General features: G+C 70.2%; 14 protein-coding genes. 9 read left to right on the top strand and 5 right to left on the bottom strand.

Features of this window, described 5'->3' with window-relative positions; genetic code table 11:
• Positions 1–229 precede the first annotated feature (229 nt).
• The 5 genes from MCHT01_RS13275 (at position 230) to MCHT01_RS13295 (ending at position 4,407) form a co-directional block, all read left to right on the top strand.
• On the top strand, positions 230–1,177 hold the full coding sequence (locus tag MCHT01_RS13275) for an RluA family pseudouridine synthase (RefSeq protein ID WP_067065842.1): 948 nt from the start codon (positions 230–232) through the stop codon (positions 1,175–1,177).
• 27 nt (positions 1,178–1,204) lie between these two features.
• Complete coding sequence (locus tag MCHT01_RS13280; protein ID WP_067065768.1) at positions 1,205–1,861, top strand: HAD family hydrolase; 657 nt, start codon at positions 1,205–1,207, stop codon at positions 1,859–1,861.
• A gap of 40 nt (positions 1,862–1,901) precedes the next feature.
• The gene (locus MCHT01_RS13285; protein WP_067065769.1) at positions 1,902–2,285 is read left to right on the top strand and encodes a Rieske (2Fe-2S) protein; all 384 of its coding nucleotides are present in this window, start codon (positions 1,902–1,904) and stop codon (positions 2,283–2,285) included.
• Positions 2,286–3,353 carry a S49 family peptidase gene (locus tag MCHT01_RS13290; protein ID WP_067065770.1) on the top strand — a complete coding sequence of 356 codons (1,068 nt, stop codon included), beginning with the start codon at positions 2,286–2,288 and terminating at the stop codon, positions 3,351–3,353.
• 160 nt (positions 3,354–3,513) lie between these two features.
• Positions 3,514–4,407, top strand: a complete 894-nt coding sequence (locus tag MCHT01_RS13295) for a ChaN family lipoprotein (protein ID WP_067065771.1) — start codon at positions 3,514–3,516, stop codon at positions 4,405–4,407.
• Between the two features lie 55 nt (positions 4,408–4,462).
• On the opposite strand, the gene MCHT01_RS13300 is transcribed toward MCHT01_RS13295, so the two are convergent.
• From MCHT01_RS13300 to MCHT01_RS13320, 5 genes are all read right to left on the bottom strand, one after another.
• Complete coding sequence (locus MCHT01_RS13300) at positions 4,463–5,281, bottom strand: DeoR/GlpR family DNA-binding transcription regulator (RefSeq protein ID WP_067065772.1); 819 nt, start codon at positions 5,279–5,281, stop codon at positions 4,463–4,465.
• A 283-nt stretch (positions 5,282–5,564) separates the two neighbouring features.
• Positions 5,565–6,548, bottom strand: a complete 984-nt coding sequence (locus MCHT01_RS13305; protein ID WP_245643262.1) for a BadF/BadG/BcrA/BcrD ATPase family protein — start codon at positions 6,546–6,548, stop codon at positions 5,565–5,567.
• Positions 6,549–6,554: 6 nt separating this feature from the next.
• On the bottom strand, positions 6,555–7,724 hold the full coding sequence (locus tag MCHT01_RS13310; protein WP_067065773.1) for an SIS domain-containing protein: 1,170 nt from the start codon (positions 7,722–7,724) through the stop codon (positions 6,555–6,557).
• Between the two features lie 79 nt (positions 7,725–7,803).
• Complete coding sequence (locus tag MCHT01_RS13315; RefSeq protein WP_148661514.1) at positions 7,804–9,102, bottom strand: D-tagatose-bisphosphate aldolase, class II, non-catalytic subunit; 1,299 nt, start codon at positions 9,100–9,102, stop codon at positions 7,804–7,806.
• A 58-nt stretch (positions 9,103–9,160) separates the two neighbouring features.
• The gene (locus tag MCHT01_RS13320; RefSeq protein WP_067065775.1) at positions 9,161–10,090 is read right to left on the bottom strand and encodes a DMT family transporter; all 930 of its coding nucleotides are present in this window, start codon (positions 10,088–10,090) and stop codon (positions 9,161–9,163) included.
• Between the two features lie 415 nt (positions 10,091–10,505).
• Here MCHT01_RS13320 and MCHT01_RS13325 point away from each other — a divergent pair, with 415 nt between their 5' ends.
• From MCHT01_RS13325 to MCHT01_RS13340, 4 genes are all read left to right on the top strand, one after another.
• Positions 10,506–13,400, top strand: coding sequence for a TonB-dependent receptor (locus MCHT01_RS13325; RefSeq protein ID WP_067065776.1), 2,895 nt, complete (start codon positions 10,506–10,508; stop codon positions 13,398–13,400).
• A gap of 74 nt (positions 13,401–13,474) precedes the next feature.
• The gene (locus tag MCHT01_RS13330; RefSeq protein WP_084452531.1) at positions 13,475–14,281 is read left to right on the top strand and encodes an endo alpha-1,4 polygalactosaminidase; all 807 of its coding nucleotides are present in this window, start codon (positions 13,475–13,477) and stop codon (positions 14,279–14,281) included.
• Between the two features lie 118 nt (positions 14,282–14,399).
• On the top strand, positions 14,400–15,557 hold the full coding sequence (locus MCHT01_RS13335; protein WP_169806129.1) for an amidohydrolase family protein: 1,158 nt from the start codon (positions 14,400–14,402) through the stop codon (positions 15,555–15,557).
• Positions 15,554–18,373 carry an alpha-galactosidase gene (locus MCHT01_RS13340; RefSeq protein WP_067065777.1) on the top strand — a complete coding sequence of 940 codons (2,820 nt, stop codon included), beginning with the start codon at positions 15,554–15,556 and terminating at the stop codon, positions 18,371–18,373. Before MCHT01_RS13335 ends, MCHT01_RS13340 begins: the two co-directional genes overlap by 4 nt.
• Positions 18,374–18,483: the final 110 nt, after the last annotated feature.

Here is an 18,483-nt window from a genome sequence, read left to right on the forward strand (position 1 = left end):
GCCATCCACTGCCACGTTCAAGTCTGACTCGAACGCTGTTGCCCGAGTAAAATGAGAAAAATCAAATACTTACAACGAAAACGTGGCAAGCAGCATTATAGGGGCTAAAGCCCGCAAGCCCGCCCCAGGGACTGCCCGCAGTGCCACGAGGGGTGGCGCCGCCCCGGCCAAGGCGCCGACGCCCGCCCCAGCTGCCGCCGACAGCCCGGTCGCCGCCCAGGTCCGCCTGCTGACCGTGGACGAAGGCTCCGCCGGCCAGCGCCTGGACAACTTCCTGATCCGCGAGCTCAAGGGCGCGCCCAAGACCCTGGTCTACCGCATCATTCGCTCGGGCGAGGTCCGCATCAACAAGGGCCGCTGCAGCGCCGATTCGCGGCTGGAGGTGGGCGACATCGTCCGCGTCCCGCCGATCCGGCTGGCCGAGAAGCCCGCCGATCCCGCCATCCCCGCGCGCGAGTTCCCCGTCGTCTTCGAGGACGAGCACCTGATCGTCGTCGACAAGCCCGCCGGCGTCGCGGTGCACGGCGGCTCGGGCGTGAGCTTCGGCGTCATCGAACAGCTGCGGCGCGCGCGTCCGCAGGCCAAGTTCCTGGAGCTGGTGCACCGGCTGGACAAGGAGACCTCCGGCCTGCTGATGATCGCCAAGAAGCGCAGCGCGCTGACTCACCTGCAGGACCAGCTCCGCGAGCGCGAGACCGGCAAGACCTATGCCGCGCTGGTGTCGGGCGCCTGGAGCAAGAGCCGGAAGGTCGTCGACGTGCCGCTGCTCAAGTTCGTCGGCAGCGACGGCGAGCGCTGGGTGCGCGCGGTCCCCAACCCCAAGGATCCGCAGGCGGATCAGGCCAAGCGCTCGATCAGCCTGGTGAAGGTGGCCGAGGCGCTGCCGGGGCAGGGGGGCTACAGCCTGCTGGACGTGACCATCAAGACCGGTCGCACCCACCAGATCCGGGTGCACCTCGCCCATGAGGGGCATCCCATCGTGGGCGACCCGAAGTATGGTGACTTCGAAGCCAACCGCGCGCTGGCCCGCGGCGCGCTGCGCTTCGACCGCATGTTCCTGCATGCGCGGGAGCTGCGCTTCACCCATCCGGCCAGCGGCGAGACCATCACCCTGGCGGCGCCGCTGCCGCCGGAGTGCGAGACACTCCTGGCCGCGCTGCGCCGGGCCGCGCCCTGACTTCCCCCGGAATCCTTCGAGTTCCCCATGCCTCAACGCTTCGACCTGATCGTCTTCGACTGGGACGGCACGCTGTTCGACTCCACCGCGCTGATCGTGCGCTGCATGCAGGCGGCGGCGGTCGACCTGGGCTTCGAGCCGCCCTCCCGCGAGCGGGCCAGCTACGTGATCGGCATGGGGCTGATCGAGGCGCTGCGCCACGCGATGCCGGACCTGGAGCCCTCGCGCTATCCGGAGCTGGGCCAGCGATACCGCCAGCACTATTTCGCGTCGGCGCACGAGGTGACGCTCTTCGACGGCGTGCCCGAGCTGCTGCGCGACCTGAAGGCGCGCCACCACTGGCTGGCCGTGGCGACCGGCAAGAGCCGGCGCGGTCTGGACGAGGCGCTGGCGGCGGTCGACATGACGAGGCTGTTCGACGGCACCCGCACCGCCGACGAGACCGCCAGCAAGCCCAATCCCATGATGCTGATCGAGCTGATGCGCGAGTTCGGCGCCGAGCCCGAGCGCACGCTGATGATCGGCGACACCACCCACGACCTGGAGCTGGCGCGAAACGCCGGCTGCCCGGCGGTGGCGGTGACCTATGGCGCGCATGCGCACGAGTCGCTGCTGGACTTCGCGCCGCTGCTGGTCGCGCACGACGTGAAGACGCTGCACGACTGGCTGCTGAGCAACGCCTGACCCTCCGGTCCGATCTCCTGCCGTACCTCTCTCCCGACCGATGACCGAGCAAGACCTGCCCCCGGTGCCGCTGTGCGCCTCCGCCGACCTCGAGGAGCGCGGCCGCGCGCATGTCTTCGACGTCATGCATTTCCGCCAGCCGGCGTCGGCCTTCGCGCTGCGCTTCGACGGCCAGGTGGTGGGCTACCTCAACCGCTGCGCGCATGTGCCCACCGAGATGGACTGGCAGGAGGGCGAGTTCCTCGACAGCCGCAAGGAGTACATCATCTGCAGCATCCATGGCGCGGTGTACCACCCGCAGGACGGTCGCTGCGTGACCGGCATGTGCGGCCGCATCGGCCTGACCAAGCTGGACGTGCGCGAGAGCGACGGCCAGGTGACTTGGTATCCTTCCCGCGACACCCGTCCTGTCTTCGAGGACTGAATGAGCCACGACAACAATTCCGACCTGCCGCCCCCGATCCCCGATGCCACGCCGCATCCGGAGGACATGCTCAAGCAGGCGCCGCCCGCCCCGCGCACCGCGTCCGAGGCCGCCGCCGCGCCGGCCGCGAGCCCCGGCCCGGCGGGCCGCTACGAGCACGTGCTCGAGCAGTTCGCCCATGACTACCTGCGCGACCGCCGCAGCGACCGGCGCTGGAAGACCTTCTTCCGGCTGATCTGGGTGACGCTGGCGCTGCTGTTCGTCTGGGCCCTGTTCATGAGCAAGCATCCCGCGAGCACCGCGGTGGGCCCGCACACGGCGCTGGTCGAGGTGCGCGGCGAGATCGCCCCGGACACCGAGGCGAGCGCCGAGCTGATCGTGTCGGCGCTGAAGGCGGCCTTCGAGGACCAGAACTCCGCGGCGGTGGTGCTGCGCATCAACTCGCCGGGCGGCAGCCCGGTGCAGTCGGGGATCGTCAACGACGAGATCAAGCGGCTCAAGGCCCTGCACAACAAGAAGGTCTACGTCGTGGTCGAGGAGATCTGCGCCTCGGGCGCGTACTACATCGCCGCGGGCGCCGACGAGATCTACGTCGACAAGGCCTCGGTGGTGGGCTCGATCGGCGTGCTGATGGACGGCTTCGGCTTCACCGAGATCATGAAGAAGGTCGGTGTCGAGCGCCGCCTCATGACGGCGGGCGAGAACAAGGGGATGCTGGATCCCTTCTCCCCCGTGACGCCCAAGCAGCAGGCCTACGCGCAGGCGATGCTGGACCAGATCCATCAGCAGTTCATCCACGTCGTGCGCGAGGGTCGCGGCGCGCGCCTGAAGGAAACGCCGGAGACCTTCTCCGGCCTGTTCTGGAACGGCGAGCAGGCGGTGCAGATGGGCCTGGCCGACGGCATGGGCAATCTGGACTACGTCGCCCGCGAGGTGGTCAAGGCCGAGGAGGTCGTCGACTACACGCCGCGTGACAACGTCGCCGAACGACTCGCCAAGCGCTTCGGCGCCGCGATGGGCGAGGGCGCCGTGCGGACGATGAGGTCGATGGCGACCTCGATCCGCTGAGGATCGACCCGCGACGAACCGGCCGCGACGGTCGATGTGGATGGGCCCCTCGCGGGCCCATCGTCGTTTCCGGCCCCCGCTCGAAGGACGCGCGACAATGCGCGTCCGCCCCAGCCCACCGCCAGGACTGTTCCCGTTCCCGGATCCCAGGATCGACACCATGAACATTGCCTCCCGCGGCGCCTGGCTGGCGCTTCTTCCCACGCTCGCGCTGCTCGGCGCCTGTGCCGCGTCCGACGCCGGAAGCACCGCGTCGACCGCGTCGACCGCCGCCGTCTCCGTCTCCGCCTCCGCCTCCGCTCGCCAGCCCGCGCCCGACTTCATCCTCCTCGGCGAGCTCCACGACAACCCCGACCATCACCGCGCCCGCGCCGAGCAGCTGCGCCAGCTGATCGCGAAGGAGCCGCGCACGGTCGTCGTCTTCGAGCAGTTCTCGCGCACGCAGGACGCGGCGGTGGCGCAGGCGCGCCGCGCGCATCCGGGCGATGTGGAGGCCGTCATCGAGGCCGCCCAGTTCGATCGCAAGAACTGGCGCTGGCCGCTGCATCAGCCGCTGTTCGACGCGGTGCTCGCCACTGGCGCCGAGGCGCATGGCGGCAACATCGATCGCGATCAGGTCCGCAGGATCGTGCGCGAGGGCGATGCGGCCTGGCCGGTCGATCTGATCGCGCTGCGCGACCGCGCGCCGTGGAGCGCGACCCAGCAGGCGACGCTCGCCAAGGACATCCAGGACGGCCATTGCGGCGCGATGCCCGAGGCCATGCTGCCCGGCATGGTCCAGGCGCAGCGCGCGCGCGATGCGGCGATGGCGAAGGCGATGCTCGACGCGCGGCAGGCCGGCGCGAGGCAGGTGGTGCTGATCGCTGGCAACGGCCATGTCCGCCGCGACGTGGCGGTGCCGGTCTACCTGCAGGCGGCGGGCGTGCCGGCCGCGGACATCGACGCCGTCGCCTATCTGGAGCCGGACAGCAGCGTGCCGGCCGGCGGCTACGACCGCGTGGAGCGGGCGCCCGAGGCGAAGCGCGAGGATCCCTGCGCGGTGTTCAAGCGCTGAGGCGTCGAGCCGCTGGATCGCCGAGGCCCACCGGGCCCTCGGCGCCGGGGTCAGGTCATGCCAGCACGACGTCCACGCTGCGTCGACGCAGCTCCGCGACGATGGCCGGATCGGCCTCGTCGTCGGTGATCAGGATGTCGAGCTGCTCGACCGGCGCGATGACCGAGAGGTTGCGCTTCATCAGCTTGGAGGCGTCGGCCACGGCCACGATCTGGCGCGCGATCTTCATCATCTGCGCGTTCAGCTGCGCCTCCAGGAGGTGCGGGGTCATCAGGCCGATGTCCGGGTCGAGGCTGTCGACGCCCAGGAACAACCGATCCGCATAGAGACTCTGCAGCGCGGTCACGGCTTGCGGGCCCGACAGTGAGTACGAGTTCTGTCGCAGCAGGCCGCCCGGCATGATCACGTTCACGCCCGGCACCGTCGCCAGCAGCACGGCGATGTTCAGCGCGTTGGTGATGACGTTGAGCGACTGCAGGCGCAGGCCGCGGATCTGCTTGGCGATCTCCTCGGTCGTCGAGCCGGAGTCCAGCAGGATGGTCTCGCCGTCGCGGATCAGCTTGGCGGCCTCGATGGCGATGCGCACCTTCTGCTCGTGGCGCAGCTTCTGCTTGACGCTGATCGGGACTTCCTCGGTGTCCCGATGCGCGAGCGCGCCGCCATGCGTGCGCATCAGCGCGCCGCTGGCGGCCAGCGCGTTCAGGTCGCTGCGGATGGTCACCACCGAGATGCCGAAGCGCTCGGCCAGTTCCTCCACCGTGACCCGGCCCTGCGCCTGCACCTGGTCGCGGATGAGCTGACGGCGCTCGTCGATCAGCAGCGCCGAATCGGGCTTGTCGGCGGACGGAGAGCTCGTGGAGCGGGTGGAGGACATGACGATGCGGAAGTCGTGGACTTTCGAATGATATCGAGGAGGCGGCGTTCGGAAGCGGGGAGAAAGCCTTAGCCGCTTGCGTGGGGCGGCGGATGCCGGGCTCGTGGTGGTTCACGGCCCTCACCCCAGCCCTCTCCCGCGCAGCGGGAGAGGGGGTTGCCGGCGCTCAGGCGATTGGTGGCGTTGTCAAACGCGGGAGACGGTGCCTCGAACCCCTCGCCCGCTGCGCGGGAGAGGGGTTGGGGTGAGGGTCGATGCAGTGAGGGAGTGCAGGGGGCCCCGCTCAACGCGTCAGCGCCGCGATCACGCTCGACGCCGGCGCGAGCCGGGCGCCTGCCAGCCGCGCCGCGTACATCGCCGCGCCGAGTTCCGGCCCGAAGCGCGGCGCCACCAGGGCGGCATTCGGCAGCGAGCCCGCCATCGCCGCGCGCAGCGCGCCGGTGACCGCGTCGCCCGCCTCGAAGACGCCGCCCGTGTACGACACCTCGACCGCCACATCCGTCGGCAGTCGCAGCTGACGCGCGACGCCAGCCGCCAGCAACGCCAGCTCCTCGCCCGCGCGCGTCAGCAGCGCCGTCGCCTGCGCGTCGCCGTCGGCCGCCGCGGCGGAGACGAGCCGCGCCAGCTGCGCCAACCGGCTCCGCGCCGCCGCGCCGTTGATCGCCGCGCAGACATCCAGGTCATGCTTCAGGGCGAAGTGCTCGCGCACCCGCCCGAGCAGCGGTCCCGGCGCCGCGCGCCCATCCGCCATGCGCGAGAACAGCGCCAATCCCTCCCGCGCCAGCCAGTAGGCCGAGCCCTCGTCGCCGAAGACCTCGCCCCAGCCGCCGCTGCGCGCGCCGCGGCCCTGCCACTCGCCGTACGCGATGGAGCCCGTGCCCGCGACCAGGCTGATGCCGTCGCGCCCGCCGAGCGATCCCGCCCAGCTGCACACCATGTCGTTGCCGACCCGCGCGCGGGGCAGGTCCGCGAGCAGCGCGTCGAAGGCCGGCAGCAGCGCGCTGTCCTCGCCATGCGCCGGCAGGCCCGCGAAGGCCGAGCTCACCGCGCTGGACGGCAGGCCGGCCTGCCGAAGCAACTCGGCGATGCCCTCGCGCAGCAGCGCCCGCAGCGCGTCGAAGCCGATCTCGAGGTAGTAGCTGGTCGTGGAGACGTGTCGCGCCAGCAGCCGCCCGTCGCCGGACAGCAGCAGGAACGAGGTCTTCGTGCCGCCGCCGTCGATGCCGAGATAGACCGCGTCGTGCGGCGTCGATGTCATCACGTTCATCGGGAGTCAGCCCTGCGGATGCGGGTGGATGGTGACGCCGCTGACCACGCGGGTCACGGTGCCGGAGGCGCTCGGATTGTCCGGCGTGATGCCCAGCTGGAGCGAGGCCAGCAGCGCCAGGCATTGTCCGAACACCAGCGCCACCGGCGCCAGCGCCAGGTCGGGCGCGTTGGCCGGCAGATCCAGCAGCACGTCGTCCTCGGCCAGCGCGTCCGCGCCGTTCAGCGCCGCGGTGCTCAGCGCGATCACGCGGCCGCGGCCCTGGCGGCGCAGCTCGCGCAGCAGGTCCAGGTCGTAGCGGCGCGTGTAGCTGTCGTTGGACAGCAGGATCAGCACCAGCGTTCGCTCGTTCAGCACCGTCTTCGGCCCATGCCGGAAGCCCAGCGGTGAATCCGCCAGCGCGACCAGGCGGCCATCGGTCAGCTCCAGGATCTTGAGCGCCGCCTCGTTGGCCAGGCCCTTCAGGCCGTTGCTGCCCAGCACGACGACGCGCTCGAAGGGCTGCTCGCTGAGCGCGACCAGCCGGTCCGCCTCGCTCGCCAGCAGCTGCGTCGCGGCCGCGCCCAGCGTCCGTGCCGAGGGCAACGGCAGCTCGAAGGCCCAGGCCGCCGCCAGCAGCATGCCGGTGAAGCTCGAGGTCATCGCGAAGGCGCGGTCGTGGGTCTCGTCCGGCAGCAGCAGCACCTGCGCGCGCGCGCGGTCGCCCAGACGGCGCGCCAGCGTGCCGTCGGCCGCGCAGGTGACGGCCAGGTGGTGGCATTCGCCGACCGCCGCGTCGGCCAGGTCCACCGCGGCCAGGCTCTCGGGGGAGTTGCCCGAGCGCGCGAAGGACACGAGCAGCGTCGGCACGCCGGGCTGCAGGCACTGCGCGGGGTTGGAGACGATGTCGGTCGTGGCGACGGCCTCGACGCGGATGCCGGGCCGTGCGCCCAGTCGCTGCAGCAGGGCCGGGGCCAGGCATTGCCCGATGAAGGCGGAGCTGCCCGCGCCGGTCAGCACGATGCGCAGATCGGGCAGGGCCAGCAGCGGTTGCAGGAAGGCGTCGAGCGCCGCGCGCCGCGACTGCACCAGCGTCTGCACGGTCTGCCAGACGGCGGGTTGCTGGGCGATCTCGCGCGCCGTGTGCGGGGCGCCGCGGCGGTCGAGCTCGGCGGGGTTCAGGTGGAGCAGGGTCATGTCTTGTTCTGTCGGTGGAAGGTCGGCGTCGGATCGGTCGACGGGCGAGTCCGTGGTCGGGTCGCTGGCGGGCCGGTCCTCAGGCCGCGCAGGCGTCGAGGTAGGGCCGCAGCGACTGGGCCGCGCCGTCGCGCAGCAGCTCGCCGGGGCGATTGCGCAGGCGGCCGTCGCGGATCGCGTCGTACTGGCGCGGCAGGAACTGGCTGAGCAGCGTCAGCGGCGGGGGCGAGTGCTCCAGCCGGTCCAGCATCCCGGCGCAGGCGCGCTGCACCGCCGGATGGGCCCAGTAGTAGCGGATGCGGTCGCTCAGGCTGTAGGCCAGGTCGACGTCCAGCCGCGCGGGGTCCTGGTAGTAGGGCTTCCAGTGGTCGGGCTCCGCGCGCATCACGCCGAGCACAGTCTCCACCAGGCCCTCGTCGCCGCGCTGGCGGCCCAGCCATTCGCGCTCCACGGCGGCCAGCGCCCACAGCGTCTCGCGCAGCGCGAAGGTCGCGCCGGGGCCCACCTTCAGGATCGCGAAGTGGTCCCGCGCCAGCTGCGCCAGGTGGTCGGCGGTCTGGTAGTCGGTCGAGTGCGCCTCGAAGACCAGCCCCGGCTGCGCCGCGATGAAGGCGCTCAGCGCGCGCGCCTTCTCCGGCCGGTAGTCGATGACCTTGTGGTGGTCGAACTCCACACCCGGCTGCACGACCATCGCGATCACGCGCTCGAAGGCCGTCTCCAGCCCCGCGGCCGCGAAGGCCTCGCGATGCAGCGACAGCGTCGCGCCGGCGGCCTCGGGCGAGGTCACGGCCAGTTCGTCCAGGTCCTCGTGCGCGCCGCCCGGCACCGGCACCTCGGTGCCGATGACGTAGACCGGCGGCTCGCCGCGATCGGGCGCGTCGCGCCAGGCCTGCTCGGCGGCCCGGCACAGCCGCACCGCGCGGGCGGCGATCTCCGGCTCGGGCAGCGGCACGGGGTCGTCGGCGCAGGACATGGAGCAGTCCAGATGGATCTTGCGGAAGCCCGCCGCGACGTACTGCGCGACCATGATCTCCGCCTTGGCCATGGCCTGCGCCGCGGGCTGCCTGCGCCAGGCGTTGGGGCCGAGGTGGTCGCCGCCCAGGATCAGCAGCTCGGGCGCCAGGCCCTCCTTGTCCGCCAGCGCGCGGACGAAGCGGCGGAAGTCCTCGGGCGTCATGCCGGTGTAGCCGCCCTCCTGGTTGACCTGGTTGGAGGTGGCCTCGATCAGCGCCGGGCGGCCCAGGGCCGCGCATTCGCGCAGGGTCGCGGCCAGCACGACCGGATGGGCCGAGCACATCGAGGGGATGCCGACGGCCGTCGCGCCGCCGACCAGCGACGGCTGCCTGTGCCGCCGCACGAGATCGAGCATGAGTTTCAAGCGAAGTCCTTCCTGGGCTTGAGAGGTCGGTGGGGGCGATGCGTCGGACGCGACAGGGTCAGGCCTTGCCGTCGCCGAGCGGATCGCGGACCGGGCCCGGGGCGGGCTCGGCGGGGGAGGGGGTCTCGGGCTGGAGCGCCAGCAACAGCGCGGCGAGCAGGGCCAGCGCGACACCGGCCAGCTTGAAGCCGCCGGGCGCGGCGCCGCTCAGCGCCATCGACAGCAGCGCGGTCAGCAGCGGCGCGCCGGCATTGACCAGCGGCGCCACCACCAGCGCCTTGCCGTAGCGGAAGGCGTAGACCAGGGTCAGCGCGCCGACGGCGTTCAGTACCTGGATCAGCGCGGCCAGGCCGGGGCCGTTCCAGCCCCAGGGGATGGGGTGGGAGAAGTCCGTCATCCACAGCGCCGCCGGGATGCAGGCCACGGCGCTGACGGCCATGTAGAAGAAGATGCTCTCGGCGCTGGCGACGTTGTTGGCCGTCTTCAGGAAGAAGGCCTGCAGGCCCCAGGACGCCGTCACCACCAGCGCCAGCACGAACCACAGGCCCAGGTCCTGCGCCTGCTGACCGGGCTGGTAATCGAAGAGCGGCAGCGCGATCAGCGCCAGCACGATGCCCCCCAGGCCCAGCTTGCCGGTGCGCTCGCGCAGCAGGCCATAGGACAGCGCGATGGTCACGCCGGGCGAGAGCGACACGATCGGGAAGATCAGGTAGGCCGGGCCCGACTCCACCGCGCGGAACAGCAGCATCTGCCCGCCCGCGCCCAGCAGGCCCACGGTCAGGCCCTGGACGACGGCGCGTCGGTCGCGCTGCAGCTTCCAGCCGGCGCGCGCCAGCACGATCAGCGCCGGCGGCAGCATGGTCAGCGCCCACACGACATAGACCAGCGTGTCGGGGAAGCCGCGCTCGGCGGAGAGACCGGTCAGCGCGCCCCAGGCGCCCCAGAACAGGGTCGTGACAAGCGCGTAGGTCAGCCAATGTCGTTGCATGAGGGCTTTCGGGTGACGGCTTCCCGGGTGGAAGCGGAAGTGAACTTTCGTACGAAAGAATAGGGCAAGGAAATCGGAAACACAACGGAAGTTTCCGTGGCAGCGCATCAAGTCGGCCATTTCGAGGGAAAACCCGATGAACATTGCGCCTGTTGAGCACCGGACCCTGGTGCCATGGCACGACTTTCGATTCCGATCGTTTTCGGCGATAGGCGTATCGAAAGTCAAAACGTCGGTAAAAACGATATGCGAAATTAATCGAAAGGACTCGTAGACTTGCCGCAACCCGATCAGAGGTCCAGAGATCGGCACTCCGCGCCAGCCAGAGAGAGACCCGGCGCGCCCCCAGCGGATGCCCTCCGCCGGTCCCGGAAGAGCCCGGACGCGGTGGATACGACAACAAAGGAACCATGTGATGCGAGCTCCCCTGTCCTCCCTCCTGCCGGCCGCCCTGGCCTCGCGCTTCGCGGCGCGGCCCGTGGCGGTGGCCGCCGCGCTGGCCGCGCTGAGCGCCCTCGCGCAAGCCCAGGTCCAGCCGCCGGCCGGCGCCGCCTCCGCCGCGCAGGGCACGTCCACCGAGACCGACGCGAAGGCCAAGGCCAAGGACGCCGCCGACCAGACGCTCGAGCGCGTCGAGGTCTCCGGCACCCGCGCCAGCCTGCAGCGCTCGCTGAACCTCAAGCGCAACGCGGCCGGCGTGCAGGACAGCATCAGCGCCACCGAGCTGGGGCGCTTCCCCGACGACAACGTGGCGGATTCGCTGAGCCACATCACCGGCGTGTCGATCTCGCGCACGGCCGGCGGCGAAGGCCAGAAGGTCAGCGTCCGCGGCCTGGGGCCCGAGTACACGCTGACCACCTTCAACAACCGCATCCTGGCGACCGACGGCGCGGGCCGCGACTTCGCCTTCGACGTGCTGCCCTCGGACATCATCAGCGGCGCCGACGTCGTGAAGTCGGCCCAGGCCTCGGTGATGGAAGGCGCGATCGGCGGCCTGGTGAACCTGCGCTCGGCCAGCCCCTTCGACCAGCCCGGCCAGCACGGCGTGCTGCGCGTGGAGGGCGATCGCAACCTGATGTCCAAGCTCAACGGGGCCAAGGTGTCGGCCACCTACAGCAACACCTTCGGCAAGGAGCTGGGCGTGCTGCTGGGCGTGGTCTACGCCGATCGCAAGGTCCGCACGGACACCGCCGGGAACGACGGCGGCTGGACGCGCAATCCCATCTCGGATCCGGCCGCCAACTGGACCGGCAACGCCTGGGGCGGAAACATCGATCCCAACGGCAATGGCGTGCTGGATCCCGATGAGGAGGGCCTGATCGGACCGGGCCAGTTCCGCGTCGGCACCATCCAGGAGCAGAAGAAGCGCACCGCGCTGTCGGGCAAGGTCGAGTGGCGGCCCAGCGATGCGCTCAAGCTCACCGTGGACGGCATCAAGACGCGGCTGAACTCGCCGCAGGTCGGCTACCAGCAGTCCTTCTACACGCTGTTCTCGCCGGGCCGCTGGTCCAACATCAAGACCAGCAACGGCGTGGTGACCGGCTTCACCATGGACAGCGCCAACCCGGACCTCATGCTGAATCCGGAGCTGCTGAACCTGACCACCCACCGCGTGGTGGACAGCTCGGTCTACGGCATCAACCTGGACTGGAAGGCGACCGAGACGCTGAAGTTCAACGGCGATGTCTACCAGTCGACCTCGCGTCGTCATTCGGGCGGGCAGGACACCTACACGGTGCTGCGCATGAACCAGCCCAACGTGACGACGGTCAACCTGACCGGATCGCAGGTGCCGGACATCAAGACGACGTTCTCCGACGGCCGCGACCTGATCACCGGCCTGGCCAGCGGCGCCTTCGGCCCGAGCGACTTCAACACCCACTACCTGGGCCTGAGCGGCGACAACATCGACGACAAGATCCGCGGCCTGACGCTGAACGGCGCGTGGGCGGTGGACCGCTTCAACATCGACCAGATCCAGTTCGGCGTGCAGGCCACGCGGCGCGACAAGAACCGCGACCTGGTCGACAACGCCATCAACGGCGGCGAGAACTACTACTCCGGCACCAACGCGATCAACGTGGGCACGCTGGGCGGGAACGTCCTGGATCAACACCTGACCCCGCCCAACTTCATGAACGGCGTCAGCGGCAGCTTCCCGCGCAGCTTCCTGGGCTTCGACGTGCCCAATTACCTGGCCGCGCTGCAGGCCTACAACGGCAAGCCGCGTCCCGACGGCGGCGTCTACGACTTCAGCCTGGCCGCGCCGGTCTGGAACCCGCTGCAGAGCTACCGCGTGCGGGAGAAGACGACCTCCTTCTTCGTCCAGGCCGACCTGTCCGGCGACAAGTGGAACGCCGACGTCGGCGTGCGCCTGGTCAAGACCAAGACCTCGGCCAAGGCCTGGGACGCCAAGATCTCCAGCCTGACCGAGAACGGCCCCTTCAACTACACCGCCGTCTACGCCGATCCGGTGCAGATCGGCCAGGACGCCAGCTACACCTACGGCCTGCCGGCGGCCAACTTCGTCTGGCACTTCGACGACAAGCTGCAACTGCGTCTGGGCGCGGCCAAGACCATGGCGCGTCCCTCGGTCGAGCAGCTCGCGCCGACCAGCACCACGGCCAGCGTCGCCTGGGGCGATTTCACGCAGGTCTACGGCGGCAACGCGGAGCTCAAGCCCTACAGCGCCAAGCAGTACGACGCCTCGCTGGAGTGGTACTACGCGCGCAACTCGGCGCTGACCTTCGCGGTGTTCCAGAAGGACATCAAGAACCAGATCACCACCAGCTGGCAGACCGGCGTGGACATCGGCGTGCCGGGCCATCTGTTCAATGTGATGAAGCCCATCAACGGCGACAAGGCCAAGGTGCGCGGCATGGAGATCGGCTTCCAGCACCTGTGGGACAACGGCTTCGGCGTGCGGGCGCAGTACACCCGCAACCGTTCGCGCAGCTGGGTGGGCGCCGAGGAGCGGCCGCTGGAGGGCATCGCGCCGGCGACCTCCTCGCTGGGGCTGCTGTACGAGAAGGGCCCGTGGAGCCTGAGCGCCACCGCCGACCACACCGACGAGTTCGTCTCGGCGATCAACGTGATCGGCCCGGGCTTCAACGAGCGCGCCAAGGCCATCACCTGGCTGACCGCGCAGGCCTCGTACGAGTTCAACCAGTGGCTCAAGGTCTCGATCGAGGGCCGCAACCTGACCGACGCCAAGCAGGAGTACACGCTGGGCGACGGCAAGATCACGCTGCCGCAGGGCTACAACCGCTGGGGCCGCGCGTTCACGATCGGCGCGAGCATCAAGTTCTGACGCCGGGACACCTGGCGAGGACGTTGGGGGCAACTCAATCCGGACCGCGACGCGGTCCGCCACAAGGAAACCTCATGAAGCGATCGTTCCTCCGTTCGATGGTCGTGGCCCTGGCGGCCACGGCCGGTCTGGCCTCCGGCGCGCAGGCGCAGTCCTGGTGGAAGCCGGGCTTGAACACCACCTGGCAATGGCAGCTGTCCGGCACCCTGGACACGGCCTACAACGTCGACGTCTACGACATCGACCTGTTCGACACCAGCCCCCAGACCATCGCGCAGCTCAAGGGGCAGGGGCGCAAGGTGGTGTGCTACTTCTCGGCGGGCAGCTCCGAGAACTGGCGTCCGGACTTCGGCAGCTTCCAGTCCACCGACATGGGCCAGGCCCTGGACGGCTGGGCCGGCGAGCGCTGGCTGGACACGCGCTCGGTCAACGTGCGGTCCATCATGCTGACCCGGCTGGATCTGGCCGTGTCCAAGGGCTGCGACGGCGTCGAGCCCGACAACGTCGACGGCTACGGCAACAAGACCGGCTTCCCGCTGACCGCGGCCACCCAGCTCGACTACAACAAGTACCTCGCCAACGCGGCGCATGCGCGCGGCCTCGCCATCGCGCTGAAGAACGACGTGGACCAGCTCGCCGCGCTGGAGCCCTGGTTCGACATGGCGCTCAACGAGCAATGCAACCAGTACAACGAGTGCGGTGGATACACGGCCTTCACCAGCAAGGGCAAGCCGGTGTTCAACGCCGAGTACGCGGCCAAGTACAAGAACAACACCAACGGCGCGCGCGACAAGCTGTGCAAGGCGATGAACGCCGCCAGGATCCGCACCTTGGTGCTGCCGCTCGATCTCAACGACGCCTACCGCTACAGCTGCTTCTGACGATGACGACGTCGCCCGCGCGGTGCCCCTGACGGCGCGGGCGAATCCCTGATCGCACGACCCCGACGCCCGGGGCGCCTCGCGCGCCGCGGGCGTCCCTCACCCCGACATGAGCACGATGACGAGAACCTCCCTGCGCGCCGCGATGCCGGCGCTCCATGCGGCGACGCTGATCGCGGCGCTCGCCGCGGCGGGCTTCGTGGCCCGGCCCGCCGCCGCGGCCACCCCCTCCGACGCCAAGCCGGCGACCGGCGCCCGCTACACGATGGCGGACTTCGACAAGGTCACCAAGATCGATGCCCACGTGCATCTGCACAACGCCGATCCGGCCTTCATCGACGCGGCGCGCAAGTTGCGCTTCAAGGTGCTGACGATCAACGTCGACTATCCGGACTTCCCGCCGCTGGACGACCAGCAGCGCGTGGCCATCGCGCTGCGCCAGGCGGCGCCGGCGGACGTGGCCTGGGCGGTGAGCTTCTCGTCGGAGACCTCGGACCAGCCCGGCTGGCTCGCGGCCACCGAGCGGCGCATCGACGCGGGCCTGAAGGCCGGCGCGATCGGCGTGAAGGTCTGGAAGAACATCGGCATGAGCATCCGCAAGCCCGACGGGACGCTGGTCATGATCGACGACGCGCGCTTCTCGCCGCTGTTCTCCTGGCTGGCGCGGCGCGGCATCCCGCTGCTGGGGCACCAGGGCGAGCCGCACAACTGCTGGCTGCCGCTGGACAAGATGACGGTCAACAACGACCGCGAGTACTTCGCGCATCACCCGCAGTACCACATGGCCCTGCACCCCGAGATGCCCAGCTGGGAGGACCAGATGGCCGCGCGCGACCGCATGGTCGCGGCGCATCCGACGCTGAGGTTCATCGGCATGCACATGGCCTCGCTGGAGCGCGACGTCGACGAGCTCGCGGCCTTTCTGGACCGCTTCCCGCTCGCGAAGGTCGACCTCGCCGCGCGCATCGGTCAGCTGCAGTACCAGAGCCAGCAGGACCGCGAGAAGGTGCGACGCTTCATGGTCAAGTACCAGGACCGTCTGATGTACGGCACCGACGTCTCGCAGCCTCCCCAACAATCCGGGGCCGAGCTGCTGCGCGAAGTGGAGCCGGTGTGGCGCATGCATTGGCGCTACTTCAACACGGAGGAGAGCTTCAAGGTGGATGACCTGGATCAACCGGTGCAAGGCCTGGGACTGCCGCGCGCCGTCGTCGACAAGCTGTATCACCTCAACGCCGAGCGCAGTTTCCCCACGGCCTGGAAGGCCGCCCGATGACGGCGCGCCGCGCCTTCCTCCAATGGCTGGGGGCCGCGCCGGTCGCGACGATGACGCCACGCATCGCGCTCGCGGCGACCGCCGGCGCGGCGGCCTCGGCCCGCGCCGCCGACCTCGGCCGCGGCCACGTGCGCTTGCAGGATGAGCGGATCTCGCTGCAGTTCGACGAACGCATGCGCAGCCGCGTGGTGCGCGTCGACGGCGCGCGGCCGCAGGCGCTGACCGGCTTCGATGCCGGCGAGCAACTCGTCATCGCCGAGCCGACAGCGGCCGCGGCCGGCGCCGCGGTGGCGGCCCTGGGCGCGGAAGCGGCGCCCCTGCCGGTCCCGATGAAGAGCCGCACGCTCGACCGGTTCGCGCTGGTCAGCGCGGTTCCGAGCAGCGGCGCGACGCCGTTCGGCGCCGGGCAGGGCTTGACGATGGTCGGCCAGGCGGCGGGCGCCGCCGTCGAGAAGACCGTCAAGGTCACGCTGCTGGATGAGCATCCTGGCGTGGCGCTGATCGAGGTGGCCTTCGTCAATCGATCCGACAAGCCGCTGGCGGTCCAGGGGTGGACCGTCGCCTCGCATCGGCTGCTGGCGTCGCCGCGGCATGCGGGCGGGTGGTGGACCTACTCAGGCGCCACGCACACGGACCGGCGCGACTGGATGCAGCCGCTCAAGCGCGGTTTCGAGCAGCGCAACTTCTTCGGCATGGATTCGTCGGACTACGGCGGCGGCACGCCGCTGGTCGACGTGTGGCGGCGCGACGTGGGCGTGGCCGTCGGGCATCTGGACACGCTGCCGCGGCTGGTCTCGCTGCCGGTCAAGGCGGTCGGCGACCAGGTCGACATCGCCCTGCGCGGCGACGTGGCGCGCACGCTCGCGCCGGGCGAGTCGCTGGTGCTGCCGCTGGCCTTCGTCGCGGTGCACGACGGCGACTGCTTCGTGCCGCTGGATCGCTATCGGCGCCTGATGAACGCGCAGGGTCTGGTCGCGCCGGAGCCGCCGCGCGACGCGCACGACGCGGTGTGGTGCGCCTGGGGTTACGAGCGCGACTTCTCGCTGGACCGCGTCCGGGCGACGCTGCCGAAGGCGCAGGAACTCGGCCTGAAGTGGGCCGTGCTGGACGATGGCTGGCAGCGGGCGACGGGCGACTGGTTCGACATCGATCTGGCGAAGTTCCCGCGCGGCGAGGAGGACATGAAGGCGCTGGTCGCCGACATCCACGCGCGCGGCATGAAGGCGCGGCTGTGGATCGCGCCGCTGGCGGTGGCGCCGGGCAGCGACGAACTGCATGCGCACACCGACCTCCTGCTGCTGGACAAGGATGGCGCGCCGCAGGCGATCACGTGGTGGAACTGCTTCTACTTGTGCCCGGGCGCGAAGGGGACGCAGGAGCGCACGGCGGCGATGTTCCGCAAGATCATCGGCGAGTGGGGCTTCGACGGTCTGAAGATCGACGGCCAGCATCTGAACGCGGTCGCGCCGTGCTTCAACCCCAAGCACCGGCATGCGAAGCCGGAAGACTCGTACGAGCGGATGGCGGAGTTCTACCGCGTGATGTGGGAGTCGGCGCACGCGGTGAATCCCGAGGCGGTGGTGGAGGTCTGCCCTTGCGGCACCAGCTACGCCTTCCACAACATGCCGTGGATCGACCAGGCGCCGGCCTCGGACCCGCTGTCGAGCTGGCAGGTGCGGCACAAGGGCAAGGCGTTGAAGGCGCAGATGGGGCGCTGGTCCGCCTACGCGGGCGACCATGTGGAGCTGTCGACCGGCGGCATGGACTTCGCGTCGTCGGTGGGGGTGGGCGCGGTGGTGTCCACCAAGTTCACCTGGCCCGAGGACCCCAAGCCCAAGGATTCCTTCCTGCTCACGCCGGAGCGCGAGACGCACTGGCGCCGGTGGATCTCGGCGCACAACGCGAAGGGCCTGTCCGACGGGACCTGCCGTGGCGAGCTCTATGACATCGCCTTCGACAAGCCGGAGACGCATGTCGTCGAGAAGAACGGTGTCATGCACTACGCCTTCTACGCCCCGAGCTGGGACGGCGCGGTGACCCTGCGCGGCCTGGGACCGGGCGTGTGGAGGATCCGCGACTACGTGAACGGGGTGGATCTCGGACGCGTCGATGCGGCGAAGCCGATGCTGAAGGTCGCGTTCAAGGAGCACCTGTTGATCGAGGCGGTGCTGGAAGGGACGAGCCCGCTGCCGATGGCGCGGGTGGCGCGTCTGCCGACGCGTCTGCGGGGGCGGGATCGGTTCCCGCTGGCGTCGGCCTGGGAGGACGCGCCGTCAATCTTCTTCGCGCATGACTGGCGCGGCCAGCCGCTGCGGGGCACGCAGTCGACGCGGGTGCAGATGCTGCATGGCGACGGGATGCTGCATCTGCGCTTCCTGAGCCGCTACAACGCGCTGCACGTCTACGACCGCGAGGTCTCGCCGACGGCGATCTGGCCGCTGTGGGAGCGTGATGTGGTGGAGGTGTTCCTCCAGGCGCCGCAGGACGTGGGGACGCGGCGCTATCGCGAGATCGAGGTGTCGCCGAACGGGTTCGTGATGGACCTGGAGGTGGACGGGCAGGGCCGCAAGCGGCTGATCGATGCGTGCCAGGCGCGCGTGTCGCGGGACGAGCGTCACCGCATGTGGACGGCGGAACTGAGCATCCCTTTGCCGGCGCTGGCGTCGAAGCGCCGGGAAGCGCTGGAGGGGTGGCGCATCAACCTGTTCCGCATCGAGGGGAACAAGGAGACGCGGCAGTTCTCGTCATGGAGCCCGACGAACACGCCGGTGGCCAACTTCCATGTGCCGGAGGCGTTCGGGCATCTGGTGTTCTGAGCCCCTCTCCCGCTGCGCGGGAGAGGGGTGGGGGTGAGGGCCGTGTGAGTCAGCGAGCCTCCGGGCTGCAACGAGTGGTGCTCGCTGTGTGCCACGGCCCTCACCCCCTG

It is taken from the genome of Mitsuaria chitosanitabida ATCC BAA-476 = NBRC 102408 (assembly GCF_001598255.1).
GTDB lineage: Bacteria > Pseudomonadota > Gammaproteobacteria > Burkholderiales > Burkholderiaceae_C > Roseateles > Roseateles chitosanitabidus.

Excerpts from the sequence above, each read along its gene's own strand:
- MCHT01_RS13280 (WP_067065768.1), top strand. The coding sequence starts at position 1,205 with ATGCCTCAACGCTTCGACCTGATCGTCTTCGACTGGGACGGCACGCTG.
- MCHT01_RS13285 (WP_067065769.1), top strand. The coding sequence starts at position 1,902 with ATGACCGAGCAAGACCTGCCCCCGGTGCCGCTGTGCGCCTCCGCCGAC.
- MCHT01_RS13290 (WP_067065770.1), top strand. The coding sequence starts at position 2,286 with ATGAGCCACGACAACAATTCCGACCTGCCGCCCCCGATCCCCGATGCC.
- MCHT01_RS13295 (WP_067065771.1), top strand. The coding sequence starts at position 3,514 with ATGAACATTGCCTCCCGCGGCGCCTGGCTGGCGCTTCTTCCCACGCTC.
- MCHT01_RS13300 (WP_067065772.1), bottom strand. The coding sequence starts at position 5,281 with ATGTCCTCCACCCGCTCCACGAGCTCTCCGTCCGCCGACAAGCCCGAT.
- MCHT01_RS13305 (WP_245643262.1), bottom strand. The coding sequence starts at position 6,548 with ATGAACGTGATGACATCGACGCCGCACGACGCGGTCTATCTCGGCATC.
- MCHT01_RS13310 (WP_067065773.1), bottom strand. The coding sequence starts at position 7,724 with ATGACCCTGCTCCACCTGAACCCCGCCGAGCTCGACCGCCGCGGCGCC.
- MCHT01_RS13320 (WP_067065775.1), bottom strand. The coding sequence starts at position 10,090 with ATGCAACGACATTGGCTGACCTACGCGCTTGTCACGACCCTGTTCTGG.
- MCHT01_RS13325 (WP_067065776.1), top strand. The coding sequence starts at position 10,506 with ATGCGAGCTCCCCTGTCCTCCCTCCTGCCGGCCGCCCTGGCCTCGCGC.
- MCHT01_RS13330 (WP_084452531.1), top strand. The coding sequence starts at position 13,475 with ATGAAGCGATCGTTCCTCCGTTCGATGGTCGTGGCCCTGGCGGCCACG.
- MCHT01_RS13335 (WP_169806129.1), top strand. The coding sequence starts at position 14,400 with ATGACGAGAACCTCCCTGCGCGCCGCGATGCCGGCGCTCCATGCGGCG.
- MCHT01_RS13340 (WP_067065777.1), top strand. The coding sequence starts at position 15,554 with ATGACGGCGCGCCGCGCCTTCCTCCAATGGCTGGGGGCCGCGCCGGTC.